15 protein-coding genes are annotated in these 20,233 nt (G+C 61.8%); all 15 read right to left on the reverse strand.

The window, feature by feature from the left end:
• The 15 genes from gap to HPY58_05615 all read right to left on the reverse strand — a co-directional run bounded on the left by gap (position 1) and on the right by HPY58_05615 (position 20,227).
• Entirely contained in the window at positions 1-1,008 is a 1,008-nt protein-coding gene (gene gap / locus HPY58_05545; GenBank protein NPV29119.1) for a type I glyceraldehyde-3-phosphate dehydrogenase, read from the reverse strand.
• A 584-nt stretch (positions 1,009-1,592) separates the two neighbouring features.
• Positions 1,593-2,999 carry an RNA polymerase factor sigma-54 gene (gene rpoN / locus HPY58_05550; GenBank protein ID NPV29120.1) on the reverse strand — a complete coding sequence of 469 codons (1,407 nt, stop codon included), beginning with the start codon at positions 2,997-2,999 and terminating at the stop codon, positions 1,593-1,595.
• A gap of 100 nt (positions 3,000-3,099) precedes the next feature.
• The gene (locus HPY58_05555) at positions 3,100-3,762 is read right to left on the reverse strand and encodes a DUF502 domain-containing protein (protein ID NPV29121.1); all 663 of its coding nucleotides are present in this window, start codon (positions 3,760-3,762) and stop codon (positions 3,100-3,102) included.
• A 16-nt stretch (positions 3,763-3,778) separates the two neighbouring features.
• Positions 3,779-4,750 (reverse strand): DNA-binding protein WhiA, encoded by a 972-nt coding sequence (whiA, locus tag HPY58_05560; GenBank protein NPV29122.1) that lies wholly within the window; start codon positions 4,748-4,750, stop codon positions 3,779-3,781.
• A 5-nt stretch (positions 4,751-4,755) separates the two neighbouring features.
• Positions 4,756-5,775 carry a YvcK family protein gene (locus tag HPY58_05565; protein ID NPV29123.1) on the reverse strand — a complete coding sequence of 340 codons (1,020 nt, stop codon included), beginning with the start codon at positions 5,773-5,775 and terminating at the stop codon, positions 4,756-4,758.
• Entirely contained in the window at positions 5,772-6,644 is an 873-nt protein-coding gene (gene rapZ / locus HPY58_05570; protein NPV29124.1) for an RNase adapter RapZ, read from the reverse strand. Before rapZ ends, HPY58_05565 begins: the two co-directional genes overlap by 4 nt.
• Positions 6,645-6,685: 41 nt before the next feature.
• A complete protein-coding gene (locus tag HPY58_05575; GenBank protein NPV29125.1) occupies positions 6,686-7,606 on the reverse strand; it encodes a hypothetical protein in 921 nt (306 codons plus the stop codon).
• Positions 7,607-7,630: 24 nt separating this feature from the next.
• Entirely contained in the window at positions 7,631-8,686 is a 1,056-nt protein-coding gene (locus HPY58_05580; GenBank protein ID NPV29126.1) for a bifunctional phosphoglucose/phosphomannose isomerase, read from the reverse strand.
• Positions 8,687-8,690: 4 nt separating this feature from the next.
• Entirely contained in the window at positions 8,691-9,686 is a 996-nt protein-coding gene (locus HPY58_05585) for an ROK family protein (protein ID NPV29127.1), read from the reverse strand.
• Positions 9,687-9,766: 80 nt separating this feature from the next.
• Complete coding sequence (locus tag HPY58_05590) at positions 9,767-10,672, reverse strand: HAD family phosphatase (GenBank protein ID NPV29128.1); 906 nt, start codon at positions 10,670-10,672, stop codon at positions 9,767-9,769.
• Positions 10,669-12,498 (reverse strand): excinuclease ABC subunit UvrC, encoded by a 1,830-nt coding sequence (gene uvrC / locus HPY58_05595; GenBank protein ID NPV29129.1) that lies wholly within the window; start codon positions 12,496-12,498, stop codon positions 10,669-10,671. The genes HPY58_05590 and uvrC overlap by 4 nt, the downstream gene beginning before the upstream one ends.
• Before the next feature lie 83 nt (positions 12,499-12,581).
• On the reverse strand, positions 12,582-15,452 hold the full coding sequence (gene uvrA, locus HPY58_05600; protein ID NPV29130.1) for an excinuclease ABC subunit UvrA: 2,871 nt from the start codon (positions 15,450-15,452) through the stop codon (positions 12,582-12,584).
• Entirely contained in the window at positions 15,371-17,509 is a 2,139-nt protein-coding gene (uvrB, locus tag HPY58_05605) for an excinuclease ABC subunit UvrB (protein NPV29131.1), read from the reverse strand. Before uvrB ends, uvrA begins: the two co-directional genes overlap by 82 nt.
• A gap of 260 nt (positions 17,510-17,769) precedes the next feature.
• A complete protein-coding gene (locus HPY58_05610) occupies positions 17,770-18,879 on the reverse strand; it encodes a hypothetical protein (GenBank protein NPV29132.1) in 1,110 nt (369 codons plus the stop codon).
• A 100-nt stretch (positions 18,880-18,979) separates the two neighbouring features.
• A complete protein-coding gene (locus HPY58_05615; GenBank protein NPV29133.1) occupies positions 18,980-20,227 on the reverse strand; it encodes a PDZ domain-containing protein in 1,248 nt (415 codons plus the stop codon).
• Positions 20,228-20,233 lie beyond the last annotated feature (6 nt).

A 20,233-nucleotide genomic window follows, 5' to 3' on the forward strand; every position in this document is an offset into this window, starting at 1 on the left:
TTAAAGCCCCTTCCGGGCAATGAAACAGGCGCAGTCCACCACCCGGCAGGAGTAGCCCCATTCATTGTCATACCAGGCGAAGACCTTCACCATCGTCTCCTCCATTACCAGGGTGCAGGGGCCATCCACGATTGCCGAGTGGGAATCCCCGTTGAAGTCCCGCGAAACAAGAGGCTCCTCGGTGTATGCCAGGATCCCCTTCAGGCTTCCCTCAGCAGCCTCTTTGAAGGCGGCGTTCACCGCTTCGACGGAGGCGGGCTTCTCCACCTCGGCGACGAAATCGACCAGCGAAACGTTGGGCGTCGGGACGCGGACTGCGATCCCCGTCAGCTTCCCTTTCAACTCCGGAAGGACGAGGGTCACCGCCTTCGCCGCTCCTGTTGTGGTGGGAATCATGGAAAGGGCGGCGGCGCGCGCCCGGCGCAGGTCGCGGTGGGCCAGATCAAGGACGCGCTGGTCGTTGGTGTAAGAGTGGGTTGTGGTCATCAAACCCCGCTTCACAACAAAGCGCTCATGCAGGACCTTGACAACCGGAGCCAGGCAGTTGGTGGTGCAGGAGGCGTTGGAAATGATGTGGTGCCGGGCAGGATCGTAGCGGTGCTCATTCACCCCCATCACGATGGTGATGTCTTCGTTCTTCGCGGGAGCGGTGATGAGGACCTTTTTGGCGCCGGCAGCCAGGTGGCCTGAAGCCTTTTCCCCATCGGTGAAGACTCCCGTTGCCTCCACAACGATCTCAACCCCCAAATCCCGCCAGGGCAGATTTTTGGGGTCCTTCTCTGCAAAAACCTTAATTTTTTTGCCGTTCACAACGATTTCGCCATCCGCTGCCTCCACCGTCCCCCGGAAGACTCCGTGAACGGAGTCGTACTTGAAGAGGTGGGCATTGGTTCGGGCATCCGTGAGGTCGTTTAACGCGACGATTTCGAGCTCCGGGTTCTCCAGAGCCGCCCGCAAGACCAGCCTCCCGATTCTCCCAAAACCGTTAATCCCCACTTTAACTGCCATCGGCCGAACCTCCCTTTGAAAAAATTAAAGAAAACTTGCAAGCCGCCAGGCATCCAGGCCTCAAAAAAGATTTTTACATCTCAGCCGCCTTAGTATAGTATTCCGAGTTCGGACAGAATCTATAAGAAACTGGGGGAACCTGAACGGTTTTCCCGGGGAGCATGTTAAACCCGCAGCTTCCGGCACAATAAATCCTTTCATTTGCTCATTTGAGACATCATATTTAATCTTATTATACATAAGATTTAGCTGGAAATGCAACCCAATTAAGGGTTTCGAGAAAAAAGCGGCCATAAAGAAACAAGCTCTCCATGCGGAGAGTCAACCCGTTGTTGCATCTCTGGGAACAGCCGCGCAGGCCGGACTGCCAGTCTCCAGGAGGGCGCGACTGGCAAACTGGTGGAGCGGACGGGGAACAGGAGCAAAGTGCCGCCAGGCTCAACCGGCACTCGCCACCCCAAGGTCCCCCTGCGCTTGAAGTGGCTTTCGGGGACATCCGGTGCGGAACCAGCAGCTGATGAGACCTGCCGGGGTATAACCCCGAGTTCGGGAGAGATTTAATCCTGGTTCGGTCGAGGCGGGGGTTAACGGTAGCGCTTTCTCTGCCGCACAGGAGGGATTCCGATTTCCTGCCTGTACTTCGCCACCGTCCGGCGGGCGATCCGGATTCCCCTTTCCCGCAAAAGCTCACAGAGGTGCTGGTCGCTGTAAGGCCTTGTGGCGTCTTCGTTCTCGACCAATTCCTTTAAAATGCGCTTGATGCTCTCGGCAGCAACCATCTCCCCGGCCACAACATTTTCCACACCGCTTGAGAAGAAAAACTTTAAATCGAAAACACCCTGCGGGGTCTGGATGTACTTGTTGGCAATCGCCCGGCTTACGGTGGACTCGTGCAGTTCCGCCACCCGGGCGATCTGCTTGAGGGTAAGGGGCTTCAGGTACTTGATCCCCCGCTCCAAAAACTCCCGCTGGGAATCGACGATGCACTTTACCACGCGGTAAAGGGTCAGGCGCCGCTGCTCGATGCTGCGGATCAGCCAGACCGCCGCCTTCAGCTTGTTCTCGATGAACTGCGCGGTGGCGGGATCACAGGTGTCCCGCTGTCTCAGGAGAGTCTGGTAGGTCTTATTGATGATCAGGCGGGGCACCGAAACGTCGTTGACCAGGACGATGAACTCCCCGTCGACCTTTTCCACGATCACATCCGGGACAATGTAGCGGACATCCCCCGGCCTGGAAAAGTTCCGGCCCGGCTTGGGATCCAGGCTCTTGATCAGGTCGGCCTTCAGCTGGACCTCCTGCACCGTCAGGCCCAGGGCCGCCGCGATCTTGGCCAGCTTCCCCCGCGCGAGATCGCCCAGGAAAAAGCGCACCAGCTTCTCCATAACCGGAGTCCGCAGGCCGCGCTGCTCGAGCTGAATCAGGAGGCACTCGGCAAGGTCGCGCGCTCCCACCCCAGGTGGATCGAAGGACTGGATGACCTTGAGGATGCGCTCAATTTCCGAAACCGGATACCCGCACGCCTTCTGGACCTCCTCCAGGCTGATCTGGAGATAACCCCGGTCGTTAATGTTTCCGATTAAAAACTCCCCGATTTCCCGCTCCCAGGGCTCGGAGAGGGAAAGATGGAGCTGGAGAGTAAGGTGCTCATGAAGGCTCGGTGCCTGGGCGACAAAGTGCTCGAAGTTGTAAGCATCATCATCTTCCTGATCCGCCCAGGCCCGGTCAAAGGACCGGTCGACCTGACCGTACTCTGCCAGGTACTCGCACCAGTCCCGGGTAAAATCATCCCCTGCGGGTTCCGACCCGATCTCCTCTTCGGGCTCAGATTCGTCCCGGACCTCCAGGAGTGGATTTTCGAGCATGGCATTCTCGATGTACTGGACCAGGTCCGCTGCGGAAAGCTGGAGAACGGTAATCGCCTGCCGGAGCTCCGGTGTCATAACCAGCTTCTGGGATTGTTCAAGATTGATTCCATAACCTAAACGCATCTGACACCCTCCCCCTAACCCTCTCCTTCTTAAATTCGACCAATCTCCGGCAATTCCTGCTCCTTTTTAACATCCTATGCTGCCAGCCGGGCAATGATACTCAACGGGGCCTCGGGCTCTCCCGCCGGGGGGCAGGGAGGCCATCCCCCGCCCCTCCCGGGCGCCGGTTCCGGTAAGAGGGGGCTGAGGTGATAATCCCGCCGGAAACAAGCAGCTTCAACCCCTCCTCTACGCTCATCTCAAGAAAAATCAGCTCCTCCCGGGGGGCAATTAAAAAAACCCCGGCTGTAGGAGGGGTGGCAGGAAGATAAACATTTAAAAGGTCCTTTTTAATCCTCCCCTTCACCTCGGCCGGCGCCTCCCCTGTGATGAAACCGAGGGAATAGAGGCCGCGCCGGGGGTATTCAAGCAAAACAACCCGCTGAAAGGCTTCCCGCCGCTGCAGGGCAAAGGCCTCCATTACCTGCTTCGTTGCGGTGTAAATGCTCTTGACAACCGGAATCCGCCGCAGCACCTCCTCGCCCCACGCCAGGAGCTTCCTCCCCACTACATTGGTTCCGAAGAGGCCCGCAAGAAAAACCAGGACGATCATGATCAGGAAGCCGGCCCCTGGTATCGTGCGGCCCGTCAGGAGCTGGATGAAATTGCGGAGAATTCCATCCACCAGGTTGAAGGAAAAGGCGAGCACATAACCGGTAATGATGAGCGGCAAAAGAACCAATAGCCCGGTCAAAAAATATTTCCGGAGAAAACGCCAAAGCATGGAGACTACCCCCTGGTTATTTTTTCAGGATGTTCAGCCGGGCTTCCGGGCCGGTTTCCTGGTTCAAAACCCGGTCTGCGATCCGGCGCAGTTCCCGAAAGCGGTGGTTGACTCCGGACTTGCTCACCGGAGGGGAAAGGAGCCTGCCGAGTTCTCTAAAGCTCGCGTCAGGGTAAACCAGCCGGAGCTCGGCAAGGTCACGCAGATGCGGCGGCAAAGAGGAAAGCCCCCCGTGAGCCGCCAGCTGTTTGATCATTTCCACCTGCCTGAGGCCGGCCTCCACCGTTTTCGCGAGGTTGGCGGTCTCGCAGTTCACCAGCCTGTTCACATGATTCCGCATCTCTTTCAAGATCCGGCTGTTTTCGAACTCGAGCACCGCCCGGGTCGCCCCGATAATGCGCAGAAACTCGCCCACCTGATCCGCTTCTTTGAGGTAAATCCCAAAGCTGCCCTTCCGCTCCCGCTGCCCAGGAGTCAAGCCGAACCGCGCGAGCGCCCTTTTCACCTCTTCGGCTCCCTCTGCAGTATCCAGAAGAAACTCCAGGTGGTAGGAGTGATCCGGTTTGCTGAAGTATCCGCTACCGAGAAAGCACCCCCGCAGAAAGGCACGGCGGCAGCAGCTCCGGTCCCACAAACGGAGGTCCAGGTGCTCCTTCAACCTGTTTTTGCGGCTGGCAAACCCGAGCTCCTGCAGGATAAACAAACCGTTCTGCCGGAGGGGAAGCCGGATCACAAAAAGGTGGTGGTGACGCGGCCTGCTGCACCGGCGGACGGCAACGCTCCGATCCCACCCCAACTGCTTGGAGAGCCTGAAGACTTTCCGGGCAACTGCCGGGCTCTCTGTTGTAATCACCAGGGCGTTTTCGGGCGACCCCAGGCAGAGGCTCCCTGCAGTGAGCGCCAGGGCGGCCAGCTCGGCGCGCCAGCAGCAGGGAGATGCCGGAAGGACCCGGGCTGCCTCCTGTTTGACCTGAACGGAAAAGGACATGGCTCTCACCTTTTGCAAACCAGACGGATTACCGTCCGGGCTAATTTGCCAGGGTCGTGCCTGACAGGTTCCGTTTCCCTTAACGCTTCCTCCAGAAGGTCGGCCTTGATTACCCTGACTCCCATTCGGGCGAGGTTGTGGTCATCAACCACAACCAGCGCCGCCCCCTCGCGGGCGTACTTCTCCCGCAGCGCAGGCGTCACCTGCCGGGTATTCACGACAATATAGTCGATCCAGCCGGGCCCCACATGTTCATAAAGCGCCCGCAGGTGGTCGGAGGCTTTAAACCCGGTCGTTTCCCCGGGCTGGGTCATAATGTTGCAGATGTAGCACTTCACAGCCGGGGCCGCCTTTACGGCAGCCGCAATCTCCTGCACCAGCAAATTGGGCAGAACACTTGTAAACAAACTCCCCGGGCCCAGCAAAATCAGGTCTGCCTGGCCAATCGCCTTCAGGGCCTCGGGAACAGGAGCGCACTCCCCGGGGGTGATGTAAACCCGCTTCAGCGGAGCGCGGCTCTGCGAAATTTTGCTTTCTCCGCTCACGGTCGTTCCATCCTCAAGCTCCGCATGCAGAACAACCTGCCGCAGGGTGGACGGAAGGACCTGCCCCCGCACCTTGAGAACCTTGCTGACCTCTTTGATGGCAGTTTGAAAATCGCCCAGGATATCCACAAGCGCGGTGATCAGCAGATTCCCCAGGCTGTGCCCCGCCAGGCCTGCCCCCTGCCCGAAACGGTAGCAGAACAGCTTATCCATCAGGGTTTCCGTTTCCGCCAGGGCCACCAGGCAGTTCCGGATATCTCCCGGCGGAAGAATCCCGAATTCTCCCCGCAGCCTTCCGGAGCTTCCCCCATCATCGGCAACGGTGACGATTGCCGTGAGGTTTTCGGTGTATTCCTTCAAACCCCGCAGGAGGACGGGCAGTCCGGTGCCGCCTCCGATGGCCACGATGCGGGGGCCGCGCCTCAAAAACTGGCGGCGGTACAACTGCCCCAGCAGCTTTTTCACATCCTGCAGATTCACGCGGATTCCACCACCCGCGCCCTGTGGAGATCACGGTGGTACACCCGCACCTGGTAGTCGCGCCCGAGCAGGCGGGCAAGGCGCTCACTGACGGCCACAGACCGGTGCTGCCCGCCGGTGCAGCCGATTGCGGTTACGAGATGGGTTTTTCCTTCTTTTATATAGTAGGGAAGCAGAAACTTCAAGAGGCTGGAAAAGCGCCGCAGGAAGCTCTTTGTCACCGGGGCGCCCAGCACAAACTCCGACACCGGCGCATCCAGCCCGGTTAAGGGCTTCAGGTTCTCCACATAATTCGGGTTGGGGAGGAACCGGACATCGATAACCAGATCCGCATCAAGGGGGATTCCGTACTTGTAGCCGAAGGAAAGGATGGTCACCGTGAGGTGCAGGGAGCTGTTTGAAACCCCGAAAATCCGGGTCAGGTTTTCTTTCAGGTCCCGGGGAGACATTTCTGAGGTATCAAGAATGATGTGGGCCATCCCCCGGAGTTCCTGGAGCCGCACCCTTTCGGCGCGAATTGCCGCCAGCACGGAACCCTCCTCTCCGAGCGGGTGCTGCCGGCGGGTCTCCTTGTAGCGGCGCACCAGGGCCTCATCGGTTGCTTCGAGAAACAGAATTTCGTATCTCATCCCTTTCTTCGCCAGGTTCTTCAACTCTTCACTTAAAGAATTGAAAAATTCTCCGCCGCGCACGTCAATAACGAGGGCAATCCGCTTCACCTTGCCCCCTGACTGCCGGCAGAGTTCTGTAAACTTCGGGATCAACATAGGCGGCAGGTTGTCAACACAAAAAAAACCCAGGTCCTCCAAACACCTGACCGCCTGGGTCTTTCCCGCTCCTGAAAGTCCGGTAACGATCACCAGACGAATGTCCCCCGTCTCCACCACTGGCTTCACCTTCCTCCGGTTTTTCACTGGCTGCGCAGGGGTCTCTGGACCAGCTCGTGGCGGCGGGGCTGGCGCCGGTAAAACTCGGCAAGCTGGCGGTTCAATTCCTCCTGGTAGTTCAGTTCCACCGCATCCCCGCAGGCCACCCGCCGGGCGAGGCTCCCCAGGTCTCTCCCCACCGCCCGCGCCGGGAGCCTGAGCCCCAGCGCCCCTGCGATCGTTGCCGCGATTTCCAGGTTGTGGACCACACCCAGGTTGACCCGGCCGGAGATCTCACAGGAGATCAAACACAAGGGGGTGGGTGAGGTGTTGTGCCGGCCCGTCAGGGGATTTGTCCCGTGGTCTGCCGCAATGATCACCAGGGTCTCGGCCGGATCCACCCCTTCCAGAATGCACCCTACCATCCGGTCCGCCCTTTCCACGGCTTCAATTAAGCCTGAGACATTTTTCCGGTGGCCCGCCAGGTCCACCCCGCCGTAGGTCGCGACCAGGATCCCTTCATCCATCCTGTCCAGGATCCCGAGGATCTCCTGCACCAGGAGGACGTCATCGGAGGCGTTGACCCCCTCCATCTCCAGGCGGCAGAAGGTAAGCCCCTCCGTTCCCCCCAAAACCACGGCGGCCTCATTTTTCCCGACGGCGGCGGTGGCAAGCCCCGCCGCCCGCGCCACATCCCCTACCGTTTCCACAACTTCCCCGTAATAATTATAGCACTTTCCCGGGTTCTCCAGGCCGGGCCTCAAAGCCACCACATCGGGGCTTCCCGTTCCCATCATGGCATGGGCGATCGGGGTCAGGGCGGCTCCCGCACCGATGATTTCGGTGTGGGCGACCCCGACCGCCGTCCTCCCGTGGATCCCGCTCATGACCGGAGTATCGGCCATCGTAAAGTTAACGGTATCCATCCCGTCGATCACCAGCAAAATCACTTTTTTAACCGCCAACAGGTGACCTCCTTCAAAAAGCTTTCAGGCAAGCCGGGCCAGCTCCTGCTTGAGGTAGTCGATAACCGCAACAGGCTTCGGGTCAATTCCGTAGAGCAGGGCCAGGTAAACGCTCGTGTAATCTCCCAGATAGATCAGGGAAAAGAGCCTGACCAGCAGCGAGGAGCCCCTTCCCCAGAACTCGTGGATCCCGGCCACCCGGTCCTTCAAAAGGCGCTTTGTGATTTCCATCCGGGCCTGAACACGCGGGTGATCCCCCGGGTCGCGCAGGAAAATTAAAGACAGGGCGCGCAGGGCTTCGGGAGGAGCCTCAAAACCGACGACTTCATTGTGGTTCATTTCGGGGAAAGCATTCCAGTAGGCGGGGCACTTGGTGTTCTCGTTGAACTGGCCCTTCCAGCGGGCGGCGGCCACCTCCGTGGTATGGGCGGCGCCGTAAATCACCGGGATCTTTCCGTAAAGGTGCAGGGCCAGGTCCTTTGCCCGGTTGCTCTCGCGGGGGGAGGCGGGCGCCAGCTCCTCCCGCAGCTTCCGGAGCACCCCCACAAGTTCGCCGTCTTCAGGAGGCGGTACAAGGCCCAGGCGGCCCAGCATCAGGAGTGCGGGCAAAAACAGGTAGCCCAGCGCGGAGCGCGGAGGCAGTCCTGCAGGCACACGAACAACGGGAACGCCGTCCTCTCGGGCGCGCTCCGCCAGCTTCCCTCCTGTCGTGATCGCGATCCTGGCCGCCCCCCTCGCTCCGGCCGCTTCGTAAGCGCTCAGGGTTTCTTCCGTATTCCCGGAGTAGCTGGTCAGGAAAACGAGGCTCTCTTCGCTGACAAAAGCAGGCAGGGTGTAATCCCGGCAGACCAGGACAGGGATCCTGGCCTCCCGCGCCGCCACCGCCCGGACCAGGTCCCCTCCGATGGCGGAGCCGCCCAGGCCTGCCATCACCACAAGGCGCGGTTCTTTTTTCAAGACGGGAAGAGGGGTTTCCTCCCCCAGCCTGAAGGCTTCCTCGCACTGCTCGGGCAGGCCCGCCAGGGTTTCCAGCATTCCCCCGGGATCTCTTTCCCGCAGGGTTTCGGAATCGTCCAGGATTACTTTAAGCTCGCGGTCCATACTCCAGCCCCTCTCTCAATCCAAGTTTTCGGCGCGCATAGGCCGCCGCCCCGAGCACTCCGGCCCGCCCGCGCAGGGCGCCGGGAACGATTTTTAAAAAATCCCGGAGGGCGGGAAAAACATGCTGCCTCGCCTCCGCGCGGGCGGGGCCCAGCAGAAGCCCCCCCGCACCCCGCGCCACACCTCCCCCGATGACGAAGAGCGGGGGATTGAGAAGGTTGGCAATGTTTCCGATCGCCAGTCCCAGGTAGCGGCCGGCCCCGGCCAGCAGCTCGCGCGCCTCGGGATCGCCGGCGTGCGCGGCCTGCGCGACCACAGGGGCATCAACCGCCTCCGGGTCTCCCCCCGCCAGTTCGAAGATCCTGCGCCCCTTTCCGGCCGCAATCAGCTCAAGCGCCTTTTTCCTCAGGGCGCGCCCTGAGGCAACCGCCTCCAGGCACCCCCGGTTTCCGCAGGAGCAAAGAGGCCCGCCGGGCTCCACCACCAGGTGCCCGATCTCGCCCGCCCCTCCGAAGGCGCCAGAATAGATGTCGCCTCTCAGAATCAACCCGCCGCCGACTCCGGTGCTTACCGTAATAAAAACAAGGTCCTCGTAGCCCTGCCCCGCTCCGTAAAGGTGTTCTCCAAGGGCTGCGAGATTGGCGTCGTTCTCCAGGAAAACGGGAAGCCCCAGCGTGCTCTGGAGGATTTCCTTCAGGTTGACATCGTGCCACTGCAAGTTGGGAGCAAAAAAAATCCGGCCGGTGCGGGGGTCAAGGGGGCCGGGTGCACCCACCCCGATTCCCGCGATCCTGCCTTCCTGCCGCGCCCCTGGGGGCAAGACCGCCTCCAGACTTGCCAGAATGTTGGCAACTACCCTGTCTTTCCCCCGGGCTGCCTCCGTTGGCCGGACGTCCCTGTTGATAATCCGATCCCCGGGGCCCACGAGGGCAGAATAGATTTTCGTGCCGCCCAGGTCCACAGCCAGAACATAATTCATCGGCCTTACTCCTTCTTCTCCTTGTGGCCGGCCTGCCCTGCTTCCCCTGGCAGCTCCGGCTGCCGGTTTTATTTTATCTTTTATCCCTTTGCATCGCAAGCAGGAGGATCGGCGAGAGAATTCGCCGGCGCAGCCCTGCCGCCCTCCGCGCGGGAGGGAGAGCACTCGTTCCCCAAAATGAAGGTTTCAAGGGCAACGGCAACCCCGTCCTCGTTGTTCGAAAGGGTTACCCAGCGGGCGCGGCGGCGCACCTCGGGGCGGGCGTTCGCCACCGCAACGCCAAGCCCGGCGAACTCCAGCATTTCAATGTCGTTGAAGCTGTCCCCGAGGGCCATCACCTCTTCCCGTCTCACATCCAGCCGCCCCGCCAGCTCCCGGAGCGCCTGGCCCTTGGTGGCCTGGGGGTGAACGACCTCCAGGTAGCAGGGTTTGGACTTCGTGAGGTGCGCCTCTTCCCCCAGCATTTCCCTCAATTCCTGCGCAAATTCGTCCAGAACGGGTTCGGCCTCAATCAAAAGCAGCTTCAAGGGATTCCCCCGGGCAAGCAGGTCCTCCAGATCTGCAACCTGGCGGCAGGGAACCCTTGCGAAAGCGGCGTAGTGGGCGCCCCGGGGCGTGATCCTCTCCACATACAGTTCGTCATCCAGGTAGAAGTTGACCTGAACCTTTTTCCGGCGCCCGAATTCGATCACCCGGCGCGCCGCCCCAACGGCCAGGGGGCGATGGTAGACGACCTCCCCGGAAAGGGCGTTTTTGACAAGGGCGCCCTGGTAGGTAATGAGCGGGAGGTCGAAGCCAAGCTGCCGGGCATAGGGCCTTGCCGAGCGGAACATCCTTCCCGTCGCGAGGGTGACGGCAACGCCCCGCTCCATGACGGCCTTTACAGCCGCCCGGGTCCGCGGGGAAATGGTCAGGTCGTCCCGGAGCAGGGTGTCATCCAGATCGATTGCCACAAGTTTAATGCTTCCCGCCTTCGCATCTCTCACCGCACTTCACCCCTTCCTCTCCCGGCGGCGCCGTGGAAAAATTCATACAGTGCTGCGGCCGCCTTTTTGTTCATCCCCGGCACACCTGCCAGTTCATCAAAACTTGCAGCCCGCAGGCGGGCAAGGGAACCAAAGTGCTTCAGGAGAGCCTCGCTGCGCTTCCTTCCGATCCCCGGCACCTCCGCCAGGGCCGAGGCCGTCATCTTTGAGGTCCGCAGCTTCTCCTGGTAGGCGCGGGCAAAACGGTGGGCCTCATCCCGCGCCTGCTGCAGGAGGTGAAGGCCGGGGTGGTCGCCGGGCAGGGAAAGAGGGTCTTTGGCGCCGGGGCGGAAGATCTCCTCTTCTTCCTTTGCCAGGGCCGCCACTTCAACCTCCGGATGCCCCGCCTCCCCAAGCACGGCCAGGGCGGCGCGCAGCTGCCCCTTGCCTCCGTCGATCACCAGCAGGTCCGGGAGCGGCTCCCTTGCGGCCCGGGCAAGGCGGCGCCTGAGCACCTCCTGAAGCGCAGCGCAGTCATCCCCGGCAGCCTCCCCCCGGATCCTGTAGCGCCGGTACCCCTGCTTATCGGGCAACCCCCCGGTAAAGCGGACAAGGGAACCCACCGTCTCCCGGCCTCCAAAGTGAGAAATATCGATGCACTCCAGGCGCCGGGGCGGATTCTTCAGGTCCAGCGCCCTTTGAAGCTCCAGCACCAGCAGGTGCCCCTTCTCACGGGTGCTGAAAATCCGTTTCTTGCGCCGCTGGGCGTAAAGGGTGGCATTCTCCAGGGCGAGCCGGAGAAGCTCCCGGCCGCGCCCGCGCCGGGGGTGGCAGATCTCCACTTTGCCCCCCCGCTCCCGGCTGAGCCAGGCCGCCAGGAGTTCGGCTTCAGGAAGGGGGGCGCTGACGAAAATCACGGCGGGGATCTCCCTCCCGGCGTGGTAGTAGTGCTTCATAAAGGAAGCCAGAATTTCTCCCGGCTGCATCTCCTCGGTGCCTGTCAAAAAATAGTGCTCCTCCGCCACCAGCTTTCCCCCCCGGACCCGGAAGAGGAGCACGCAAACCTCGTCCAGGAAGGCGCCGAGGGCCAGCACATCCTCGTCGCGCCCCGCCGCCCGCGCCACCCGCTGCTGCTCCCGGAACTTTTTCAAGGCCGCCAGCTGGTTCCGCAGGCGGGCGGCGCGCTCAAAATCCCAGGCGGCGGCAGCCTCCTCCATCTGAGCCGTGAGGCGCTTTTCCACTTCCCGGGTTTTCCCTTCCAGGAAAAGGAGAAGCTGCTCGATCATCTCCCGGTAATCCCCGGGGGAAACCCCGCCGGTGCAGGGCGCCAGGCAGTTTTTGATCTGGCCGTTGAGGCAGGGTCTCCCCCGCGGGGCAAGGGTTTTGTCGGGACAGGTGCGAAAGGGAAAAAGCTTGCGCAGCAGGCTCACCGTTTCCTTGACGGCGCTTACATCAGGATAGGGGCCGAAGTAGCGCGACCCGTCCCGGACCAGGTTCCGGGTGATCATCACCCGCGGGAACTCCTCCGCCGTCACCCTTAAGTAGGGATAGGACTTGTCATCTTTTAAATTTATGTTAAACTTGGGGCGGTACTCCTTGATGAGGTTGCACTCCAGGACAAGGGCCTCCACCTCGGACTCGGTTACGATGTATTCGAAGCCCGCTGCCTCGCAAAGCAGCCGCCGGATCCGCGCGGAGTGGCCCTTCGCCTGAAAATAGGAGCGGAGGCGGTTCCTGAGAGAAACCGCTTTCCCCACGTAGATCACGGCGCCCGCCCGGTTCCGGAAGAGGTAGACACCGGGCCTGTCGGGGACGAGTTCGAGCTCCTCTTTCAGTTCCGATTTCAGCTCTGTCTTTGCTCCCGTCACTTTTCCTCCCAACCCTCTTCAAAAATCCTTAGCAAGGGAGCAGCCTCTTCTCCGGCCCCTCTTTAGCCGGGAACGAGAGAGGCTGCCTTTCCGAGCACTTTTTGCAAATAGCGCCCTGTATAGGAGGCAGGGCATGCCGCAACCTCCTCGGGAGTTCCAACGGCTACCACCTCCCCCCCTCTTTCCCCCCCTTCGGGGCCGAGGTCGATGATGTAGTCGGCGGTCTTGATCACATCGAGGTTGTGCTCGATAACCACCACCGTGTTCCCCGCCTCCACGAGGCGATCGAGCACCAGGAGGAGCCGCCTGATGTCCTCTTTGTGCAGCCCCGTCGTCGGCTCGTCGAGGATGTAGAGGGTGCGCCCGTTGCTGCGCCGGGAAAGCTCGGCGGCCAGCTTCACCCGCTGCGCCTCTCCTCCGGAAAGGGTGGTGGCAGGCTGGCCGAGCTTGATGTAGCCCAGGCCCACGTCGTACATGGTCTGGAGCTTGCGGCTGATTTTAGGAATGTGCTGGAAAAACTCCAGCGCCTCGCTGACGGTCATGTCCAGGACCTCGGCGATGTTTTTCCCCTTGTACTTCACTTCCAGGGTCTCCCGGTTGTAGCGCTTCCCCCTGCACTCCTCGCAGGGGACGTAGACATCCGGGAGGAAGTGCATCTCGATCTTGATGATCCCGTCCCCCCGGCAGGCTTCGCAGCGCCCGCCCCGCACGTTGAAGCTGAAGCGCCCGGGCCGGTAGCCCCGCATTCTGGATTCGGGGGTGAGGGAGAACAGCTCCCGGATCCCGTCAAAGGCCCCCGTGTAGGTCGCCGGGTTTGACCGGGGGGTCCGCCCGATGGGGGACTGGTCGATTTCGATCACCTTGTCCAGGTGCTCAACCCCGCGCAGCTCCCGAAAGGCTCCCGGGCGGGCGCGCGCCCCGTGCAGGCGCTGGGCGAGGGCCTTGTAGATGATCTCCTCCAGCAGGGTGCTCTTCCCGGAGCCGGAAACCCCCGTAATGCAGACAAAAAGCCCGAGCGGGATCCGGACGTCGATGTTCTTGAGATTGTACTCCCTTGCCCCGAGCACCTCCAGCCACCTGTCTCCGGGGCGGCGGCGCGCCCCGGGCACCGGGATCTCCCGGCGCCCGCTCAAATACTGGCCGGTGATCGATTCCGGCGCCTTTTTGATCTCCTCCAGCGTGCCCTGCGCCACGATCCGCCCCCCGTGCACCCCCGCCCCGGGCCCGATGTCGATGATCTCGTCGGCGCTCAGCATCATCTCCTCATCGTGCTCCACTACAATCAGGGTGTTGCCCAGGTCCCGCAGCTCCTTGAGGGTCTGGATGAGCCGCGTGTTGTCCCTCGGGTGGAGGCCGATGCTCGGTTCGTCAAGAATGTAGAGGACGCCCACCAGCCCCGACCCGATCTGGGTGGCAAGGCGGATCCGCTGCGCCTCACCCCCGGCAAGGGTCCCCGCAGGCCGGTCGAGGGTCAGGTAGTCGAGGCCGACGTTGACCAGGAAGCCCAGGCGGGCATCGATCTCTTTCAGCACCTGGCGCGCGATCTGCTCCTCGCGGGAGGTCAACCGGAGGCCCCTCAGGAACTCCCGCGCCTCCAGCACGGTCAACCGGGTCACCTCGTAGATGTTTTTCCCTCCAACGGTCACCGCAAGGCTTTCGGGCCGGAGCCGCGCCCCCTGGCAGGCAGGGCAGGGGCGTGAGGTCATGAACTCCGCAATCTCCTCCCGGACCTCCTCCGAGTCCGTTTCCTGGTAGCGGCGGGCAAGATAGCTCACAACCCCCTCAAAGGCCGCGTACCAGGTCTTCACCTGCCCGAAGTGATCCCGGTAGCGGAAGCGGATGCGCTCCGGAGTCCCGAAAAGAAGCGCCTCCTGGACCTGCTCCGGGAGGTCTTTAAAAGGCACATCCCAGGCCGCGCCGTAATGCTCCAGCACCGCCCGCACCAGCTGGGGGTAGTAGTGCTGGGGGGAGCGCGTCCAGGGAATTAAAGCCCCCTCCCGCACAGAACGCTCCCGGTCGACCACCAGTTCCGGGTCCACCTCAAGCCGGTAGCCCAGCCCCGAACAGGCGCGGCAGGCGCCGTAAGGGCTGTTGAAGGAAAAAAGGCGGGGGGTGAGCTCCGCCAGGCCGATCCCGCACTCCGGGCAGGCAAAATTCTGGCTGAAGACGAGCTCCTCGCTCCCCAGGATGTCGGCGATGACCGTGCCGCCGCCGAGCCCCAGGGCCGTTTCCAGGGAATCCGCCAGCCGGTGCTCCAGCCCGGGCCGCACCACCAGGCGGTCAACCACCACCTCCAGGCTGTGCTTTTTGTTCCGGTCCAGGACGATCTCTTCATCCAGCTCCCGGATCTCCCCGTTCACCCGCACCCGGACAAAGCCCTTTTTCTGGAGATCGGCAAGGACCTTCTGGTGCTCCCCCTTTTTGCCCCTGACGAGGGGCGCCAGAATCTGCACCCTCGTCCCTTCCGGGCAGGCCAGGATCTGGTCCACCATCTGGGAAACGGTCTGCTGCCGGACGGGGCGGCCGCACCGGGGGCAGTGCGGCTTCCCGATCCGGGCGAAGAGGAGGCGGAGGTAGTCGTAAATCTCGGTCACCGTTCCCACTGTAGAGCGGGGGTTCCGGCTCCCCGACTTCTGGTCGATGGAAATCGCGGGGGAAAGCCCCTCAATGTAGTCCACATCCGGTTTATCGGCAACACCGAGAAACTGGCGGGCGTAGGCGGAGAGGGACTCCACGTACCGCCGCTGCCCCTCGGCGTAGATGGTGTCAAAGGCCAGAGAGGACTTTCCGGAACCGGAAAGGCCGGTGATCACCACCAGCTTCCCCCGGGGAATCTCGACGTCGATGTTTTTCAGGTTGTGGACGCGCGCCCCCCGGACGATAATCTTATCCCGCCCCGGGACGCGGGCCTCTTTTTCCGACTGCCGGTGCATTCCTCTCCTAGCTGCCTCCCTGTGGGTACCAGATCTTCCGGGGCCCTTTCGCCGCGGGCACGCGTCCGGGCCACCAGTTCCTTCCGCAGTTCAATGATGAGATCCCGCACTTCGGCAGCCCGCTCGAAGGCGAGCTCGCGGGCCGCCTGGCGCATCTCCTGCTCGAGCCGGGCGATCAGCTTTTCGATCTCCTTCCTCCCAAGCTGCTTCAGGCTCTTCCCCGTGCCGTAAGGCGCCTTCTCCTCGGCCACCCCAACGGGAAGGGTGATCTCGATGATCCCCCGGACCGCCTTTTCAACACTGCGGGGGGTAATCCCGTGCCGCCGGTTGTACTCCATCTGGATGCGGCGCCTCCGGTTGGTCTCATCCAGCGCCCGCTGCATCGATTCGGTGACGGTGTCGGCGTACATGATCACCTTGCCCTCCACGTTCCGGGCGGCCCGCCCGATGGTCTGAATCAGCGACCGCTCCGACCGGAGGAAGCCCTCCCTGTCGGCATCCAGGATTGCAACCAGAGCGACCTCCGGGAGGTCGAGCCCCTCCCGCAGGAGGTTGATCCCCACCAGAACGTCGAAGACCCCCAGGCGGAGGTCGCGCAAAATCTCCATCCGCTCCAGGGCGTTGATCTCCGAGTGGAGGTAGCGCACCCTGATCCCCAGGTCGCGCAGGTAGTCGGTCAGGTCCTCGGCCATCTTCTTCGTGAGGGTGGTGACAAGAACGCGCTGCCTCTTCTCGACCCGGAGCCGGATCTCCTCCACCAGGTCGTCCACCTGGCCGCGGGCCGGCCGGACCTCCACTTCGGGGTCCACAAGGCCGGTCGGGCGGACGATCTGCTCCACCACCTGGGCGCTCTGCTCCAGCTCGTAGGGCCCCGGGGTGGCCGAAACGAAGATCACCTGCGGTACCTTCGCAATGAACTCCTCAAAGCACAGGGGCCGGTTGTCCAGCGCCGAAGGGAGCCGGAAGCCGTAGTCCACGAGGGTCTTCTTCCTGGAGTAGTCCCCCTCGTACATCCCGTGGAGCTGGGGAACCGTAATGTGCGACTCGTCGATCACCACAAGGAAATCCCGCGGAAAGAAATCGAGCAGGCAGTAGGGGGGCTCCCCGGGCCGGCGCCCTGTCAGGTGCCGGGAGTAGTTTTCGATCCCCTTGCAGGTTCCGACCTCCCGCATCATTTCGAGATCGAAGCGGGTGCGCTGCTCCAGGCGCTGCGCCTCCAGGAGCTTCCCTGCGGCGCGCAGCTCCGCCAGGCGCTCCTCCAGCTCCGCCTCAATGGCGGCAAGCGCCCGCTCCATCCGCTCCCGCGGCGTCACGTAATGGGAGGCCGGGAAAACCGCTGCGTGCAGGCGGCGCGCCAGCACCTCGCCGGTGAGGGTGTCGATTTCCAGGATGCGGTCGATCTCGTCACCGAAGAACTCCACCCGGAGCGCCTTTTCGCTGAAGGAGGCGGGGAAGATCTCCACCACATCCCCCCGCACCCGGAACCGGCCGCGCGTGAACTCGTAGTCGTTCCGCGTGTAGTGGATGTTGATGAGCCGGGCGAGGACCTCGTCCCGGTCGATCCGCATCCCCTGGCGCAGGGAAACCATCATGTCCCGGTAGTCGGCAGGGCAGCCCAGGCCGTAGATGCAGGAGACGCTGGCCACAATAATCACGTCGTCCCGTTCGAAGAGGGCTGCTGTGGCCGAGTGCCGGAGTTTATCGATTTCCTCGTTCAGCGAGGAGTCCTTTTCGATGTAAGTATCGGTCTGGGGCACGTAGGCCTCGGGCTGGTAATAATCGTAGTAGCTCACAAAATATTCCACCGCGTGGTCGGGAAAAAACTCCCGGAACTCGCCGCACAGCTGGGCGGCAAGGGTCTTGTTGGGAGCGATCACCAGCACCGGCTTCTGGACCTCCTGGATCACCCCGGCGACGGTGAAGGTCTTCCCCGACCCGGTGACCCCCAGCAGGGTCTGGTAGCGCAGCCCGGCGCGGATCCCCTCGCTGAGCCGGGCAATCGCCCGGGGCTGGTCCCCGGTGGGGGCAAAGGGTGCCCGGAGCCGAAATCTGCTCATAAAAAAACACCTTCTCCTGAAGTGATAAAAAAATCCGGGTTTCTGTTCACCCCGGATTATACCACAAAATCGAAGGCGCGTCACAATCCCTCCCCCTTAGGTTCACCTGCCAGATGCCCCGGGCGGGCGAAGCCTGTGCCGGAGGCATCGCGGCCCGGATGCGCCCTGTTTCCTGCAGAGGGCTGTTCGATTTCTTCCTGGTGCCCTGCCTTTCCCCTGCAAACAAACAATCGTCCTCGAGTGAAACCACCCCGGGAGCCTCAGTGAAAGCCGCCGGGGGTCTGGGAGCAGGAGGCTTCCCGCAGCAGCCGGGAGATGAAAGCCGCAACTGCCTCTCCTGAAGGTGGCGCTTCAATCTGCTCCTCCTCCTGCTGCTCCTGCTGCGCCTTTCTCACAGCCTGCGCCGCTGCGGCAAGGAGGAAGGAAAGCTCCACCTCTGCCTGTTCCGCTTCCGTCCCTGGAGTTTCGGAGCGGCCCCCGCCCTCGCCCCCGGGACGCAAGCAACCCGTAAGATCCCAGGTGGTGTCGCCGGGTAAAGGAGAGGGATGATACCCGCCCGTCCCGTCAATAACCGCCGTGGAAATTTCCGGAAAGATCAGCATCACCGGGTCTCCGGGGTTGAGGTAAGAATGGTAAACCTCTGCCCTGTAGTGGCGGCTTAAAGCATGGTTCAAGATCTCCTGGATCACCAGGCTTCCCGTCCCCGGAGCACCCTTGATGAGATAGCGCTTCCGGCAGGCGGCAGAAAGGAAGGAGATGAAATCCACAGGTCCCTCGGGGGCAATGGTATCGACGAAAAAGTGTTTGAGCTGGGAGGACTTGGGGAAAATTTCCTGCGCCCAGTTCGCGGCCCGGATTTTAACCGCTTCCTCATCCAACCGCTTCCGGTAATGCGCACAAACCCGCGCCCAGGCCTCCCCGGCTTCCCGCAGGAGTTCAGCTACCTGGAGGCGGGCCTGCCGGGCTGCCTCCCCGTCCCTCTCCTGCAGCGAAGTACGCTCCGGCAGAGATATTTCCATTACTTTAGGTGCAAGCCCAGAGCCGCCCCTGTTCAAACCGAAAGGCAGACCGTCCAGGACGGCCGCTCCTAGAGAACGCACCACAACACCCTCCAGGGTCATGTGGTCCTCGGGTTTGTGAAAATACTCCACCTGATACCCCCGGTCCGCCAGGGCAAGCCCCAGCAAACGCAAAAACAAACTCTTTCCCGCCGGGGAGGAACCCTTCAACAGATAGACGTATTTCAGATCCTGGAGGATTTCGTCCCAGTAAGAAAAAAACCCCCGGCTCGTTAAAGAACTTGCAAAAACATGTTTATTTCGAACCTGCATTTTCAAGCCTACCCGGTTCTGCCGGATAGGGACCTCCACCCCCTGTGCAAAAGTTTCCTGCTCCCGAAGCCTGCTTGATATTAATAAATTATTACACGGGGGAGAAAGTTGTGACTTGCCTGTCGGAAAAGAAAAAAAGTCAAAAGCTGGATCGGGAGCGGAAAAGGCGCCGCACGAGGTTTTTCAGGGGGCTGGCCATTGTGTAATCAACATTGGGGGAATCACCCGGCTCGGGAACGGGGATTACCCCGAGAGGCTCCCCCTCCTCCCGCAGGACGCGAGCCTGCCGGAGGGGCCCTTCCGGTGCAGCAAACTCCATTAAAAAGCGGGAACTCGCAAGGCCAAGCGCGGACAGAAGTTCGGCGCGGGAATTAACTTCTAACCCCTCGACCCGCAGGATGACATCACCGGCGCGGAGGCCCGCCCTGGCGGCCGGAGAACCCTTAACCACATCCAAAACCATCACCCCGCGGGGGGGAGGAACGAACCTGGGCTTCCCCTGGAACTCGGCGCGCCGCCCCAGGTAAATCACCATTTCGTGGCCCAGGGGAGCGAAGAGAGCGGGAAGGACCGCCCACCGGGAAAAACGGGAGGCAAGCACCGCAAGACCGAGCAGGACCAGGCTGAAGAGGGCGAGGTTAAAGGCGGACCGCTTTGCCTTCTCCCGCGGCAGACAGGTAATCGCCAGCTCCCCGTACCCCAAAGCCGCCACAACAGGCAGAATGCTATAAATAATTTCCCTTTTTTCCAGTTCCCCCCAGGGGCGGATCAGCGGCCACCAATCGGGCATCTTAATAATGTCCCCCGGCACCTGGTGGGGAATCCCGGTCAGGATGGTCATCACGGCAAGGGGAATCGGCCAGAATTTTTGCAGATTAAAAGCCCCCACAACCCGCCCCAAACGGCTGCGGACGTAGACGGGGAGGGGGTCGAAATGACCGCTCGTGAGGATGAGAACGCTCTCCACCAGATGCAGAACGGCAACCAGACCCATCAAGGCGGGAATGTTCACCCTGGGGTAGCCTGTCACGAGGGAAAAGAGGGCAAGGATCCCGCCTGCGTAGGAAAAGCACAGAAAACGGGGGCTGATCAGCATTAAAGCAACGGCCAGCAGCCAGAGATATCCGATCCCCAGCCCGTTGATGGAAATTCCGAACAGCACCATCAGGCAGCTCCCGACCAGCCCCCCGAGAACTCCGTAGCCCAGCGCCGCCCCCGCGACCCTGAGGGGAGAATCCCGGAAGCCAAAGAGAGCCTCCTTCGTTCTCAGCATCCGCTGGTACTGGAACCAGACCAGAAGAACCACAAGCCAGAAAAAGGGTTCGCCGAGCACCCGCAGAAACACCAGGCCGACAAGCGGTAAAACTTCACGCCAGGGAAAATCCATCAGCGC

This window comes from Bacillota bacterium, assembly GCA_013177945.1.
In the GTDB taxonomy this organism is placed as follows: domain Bacteria; phylum Bacillota; class DSM-12270; order Thermacetogeniales; family Thermacetogeniaceae; genus Ch130.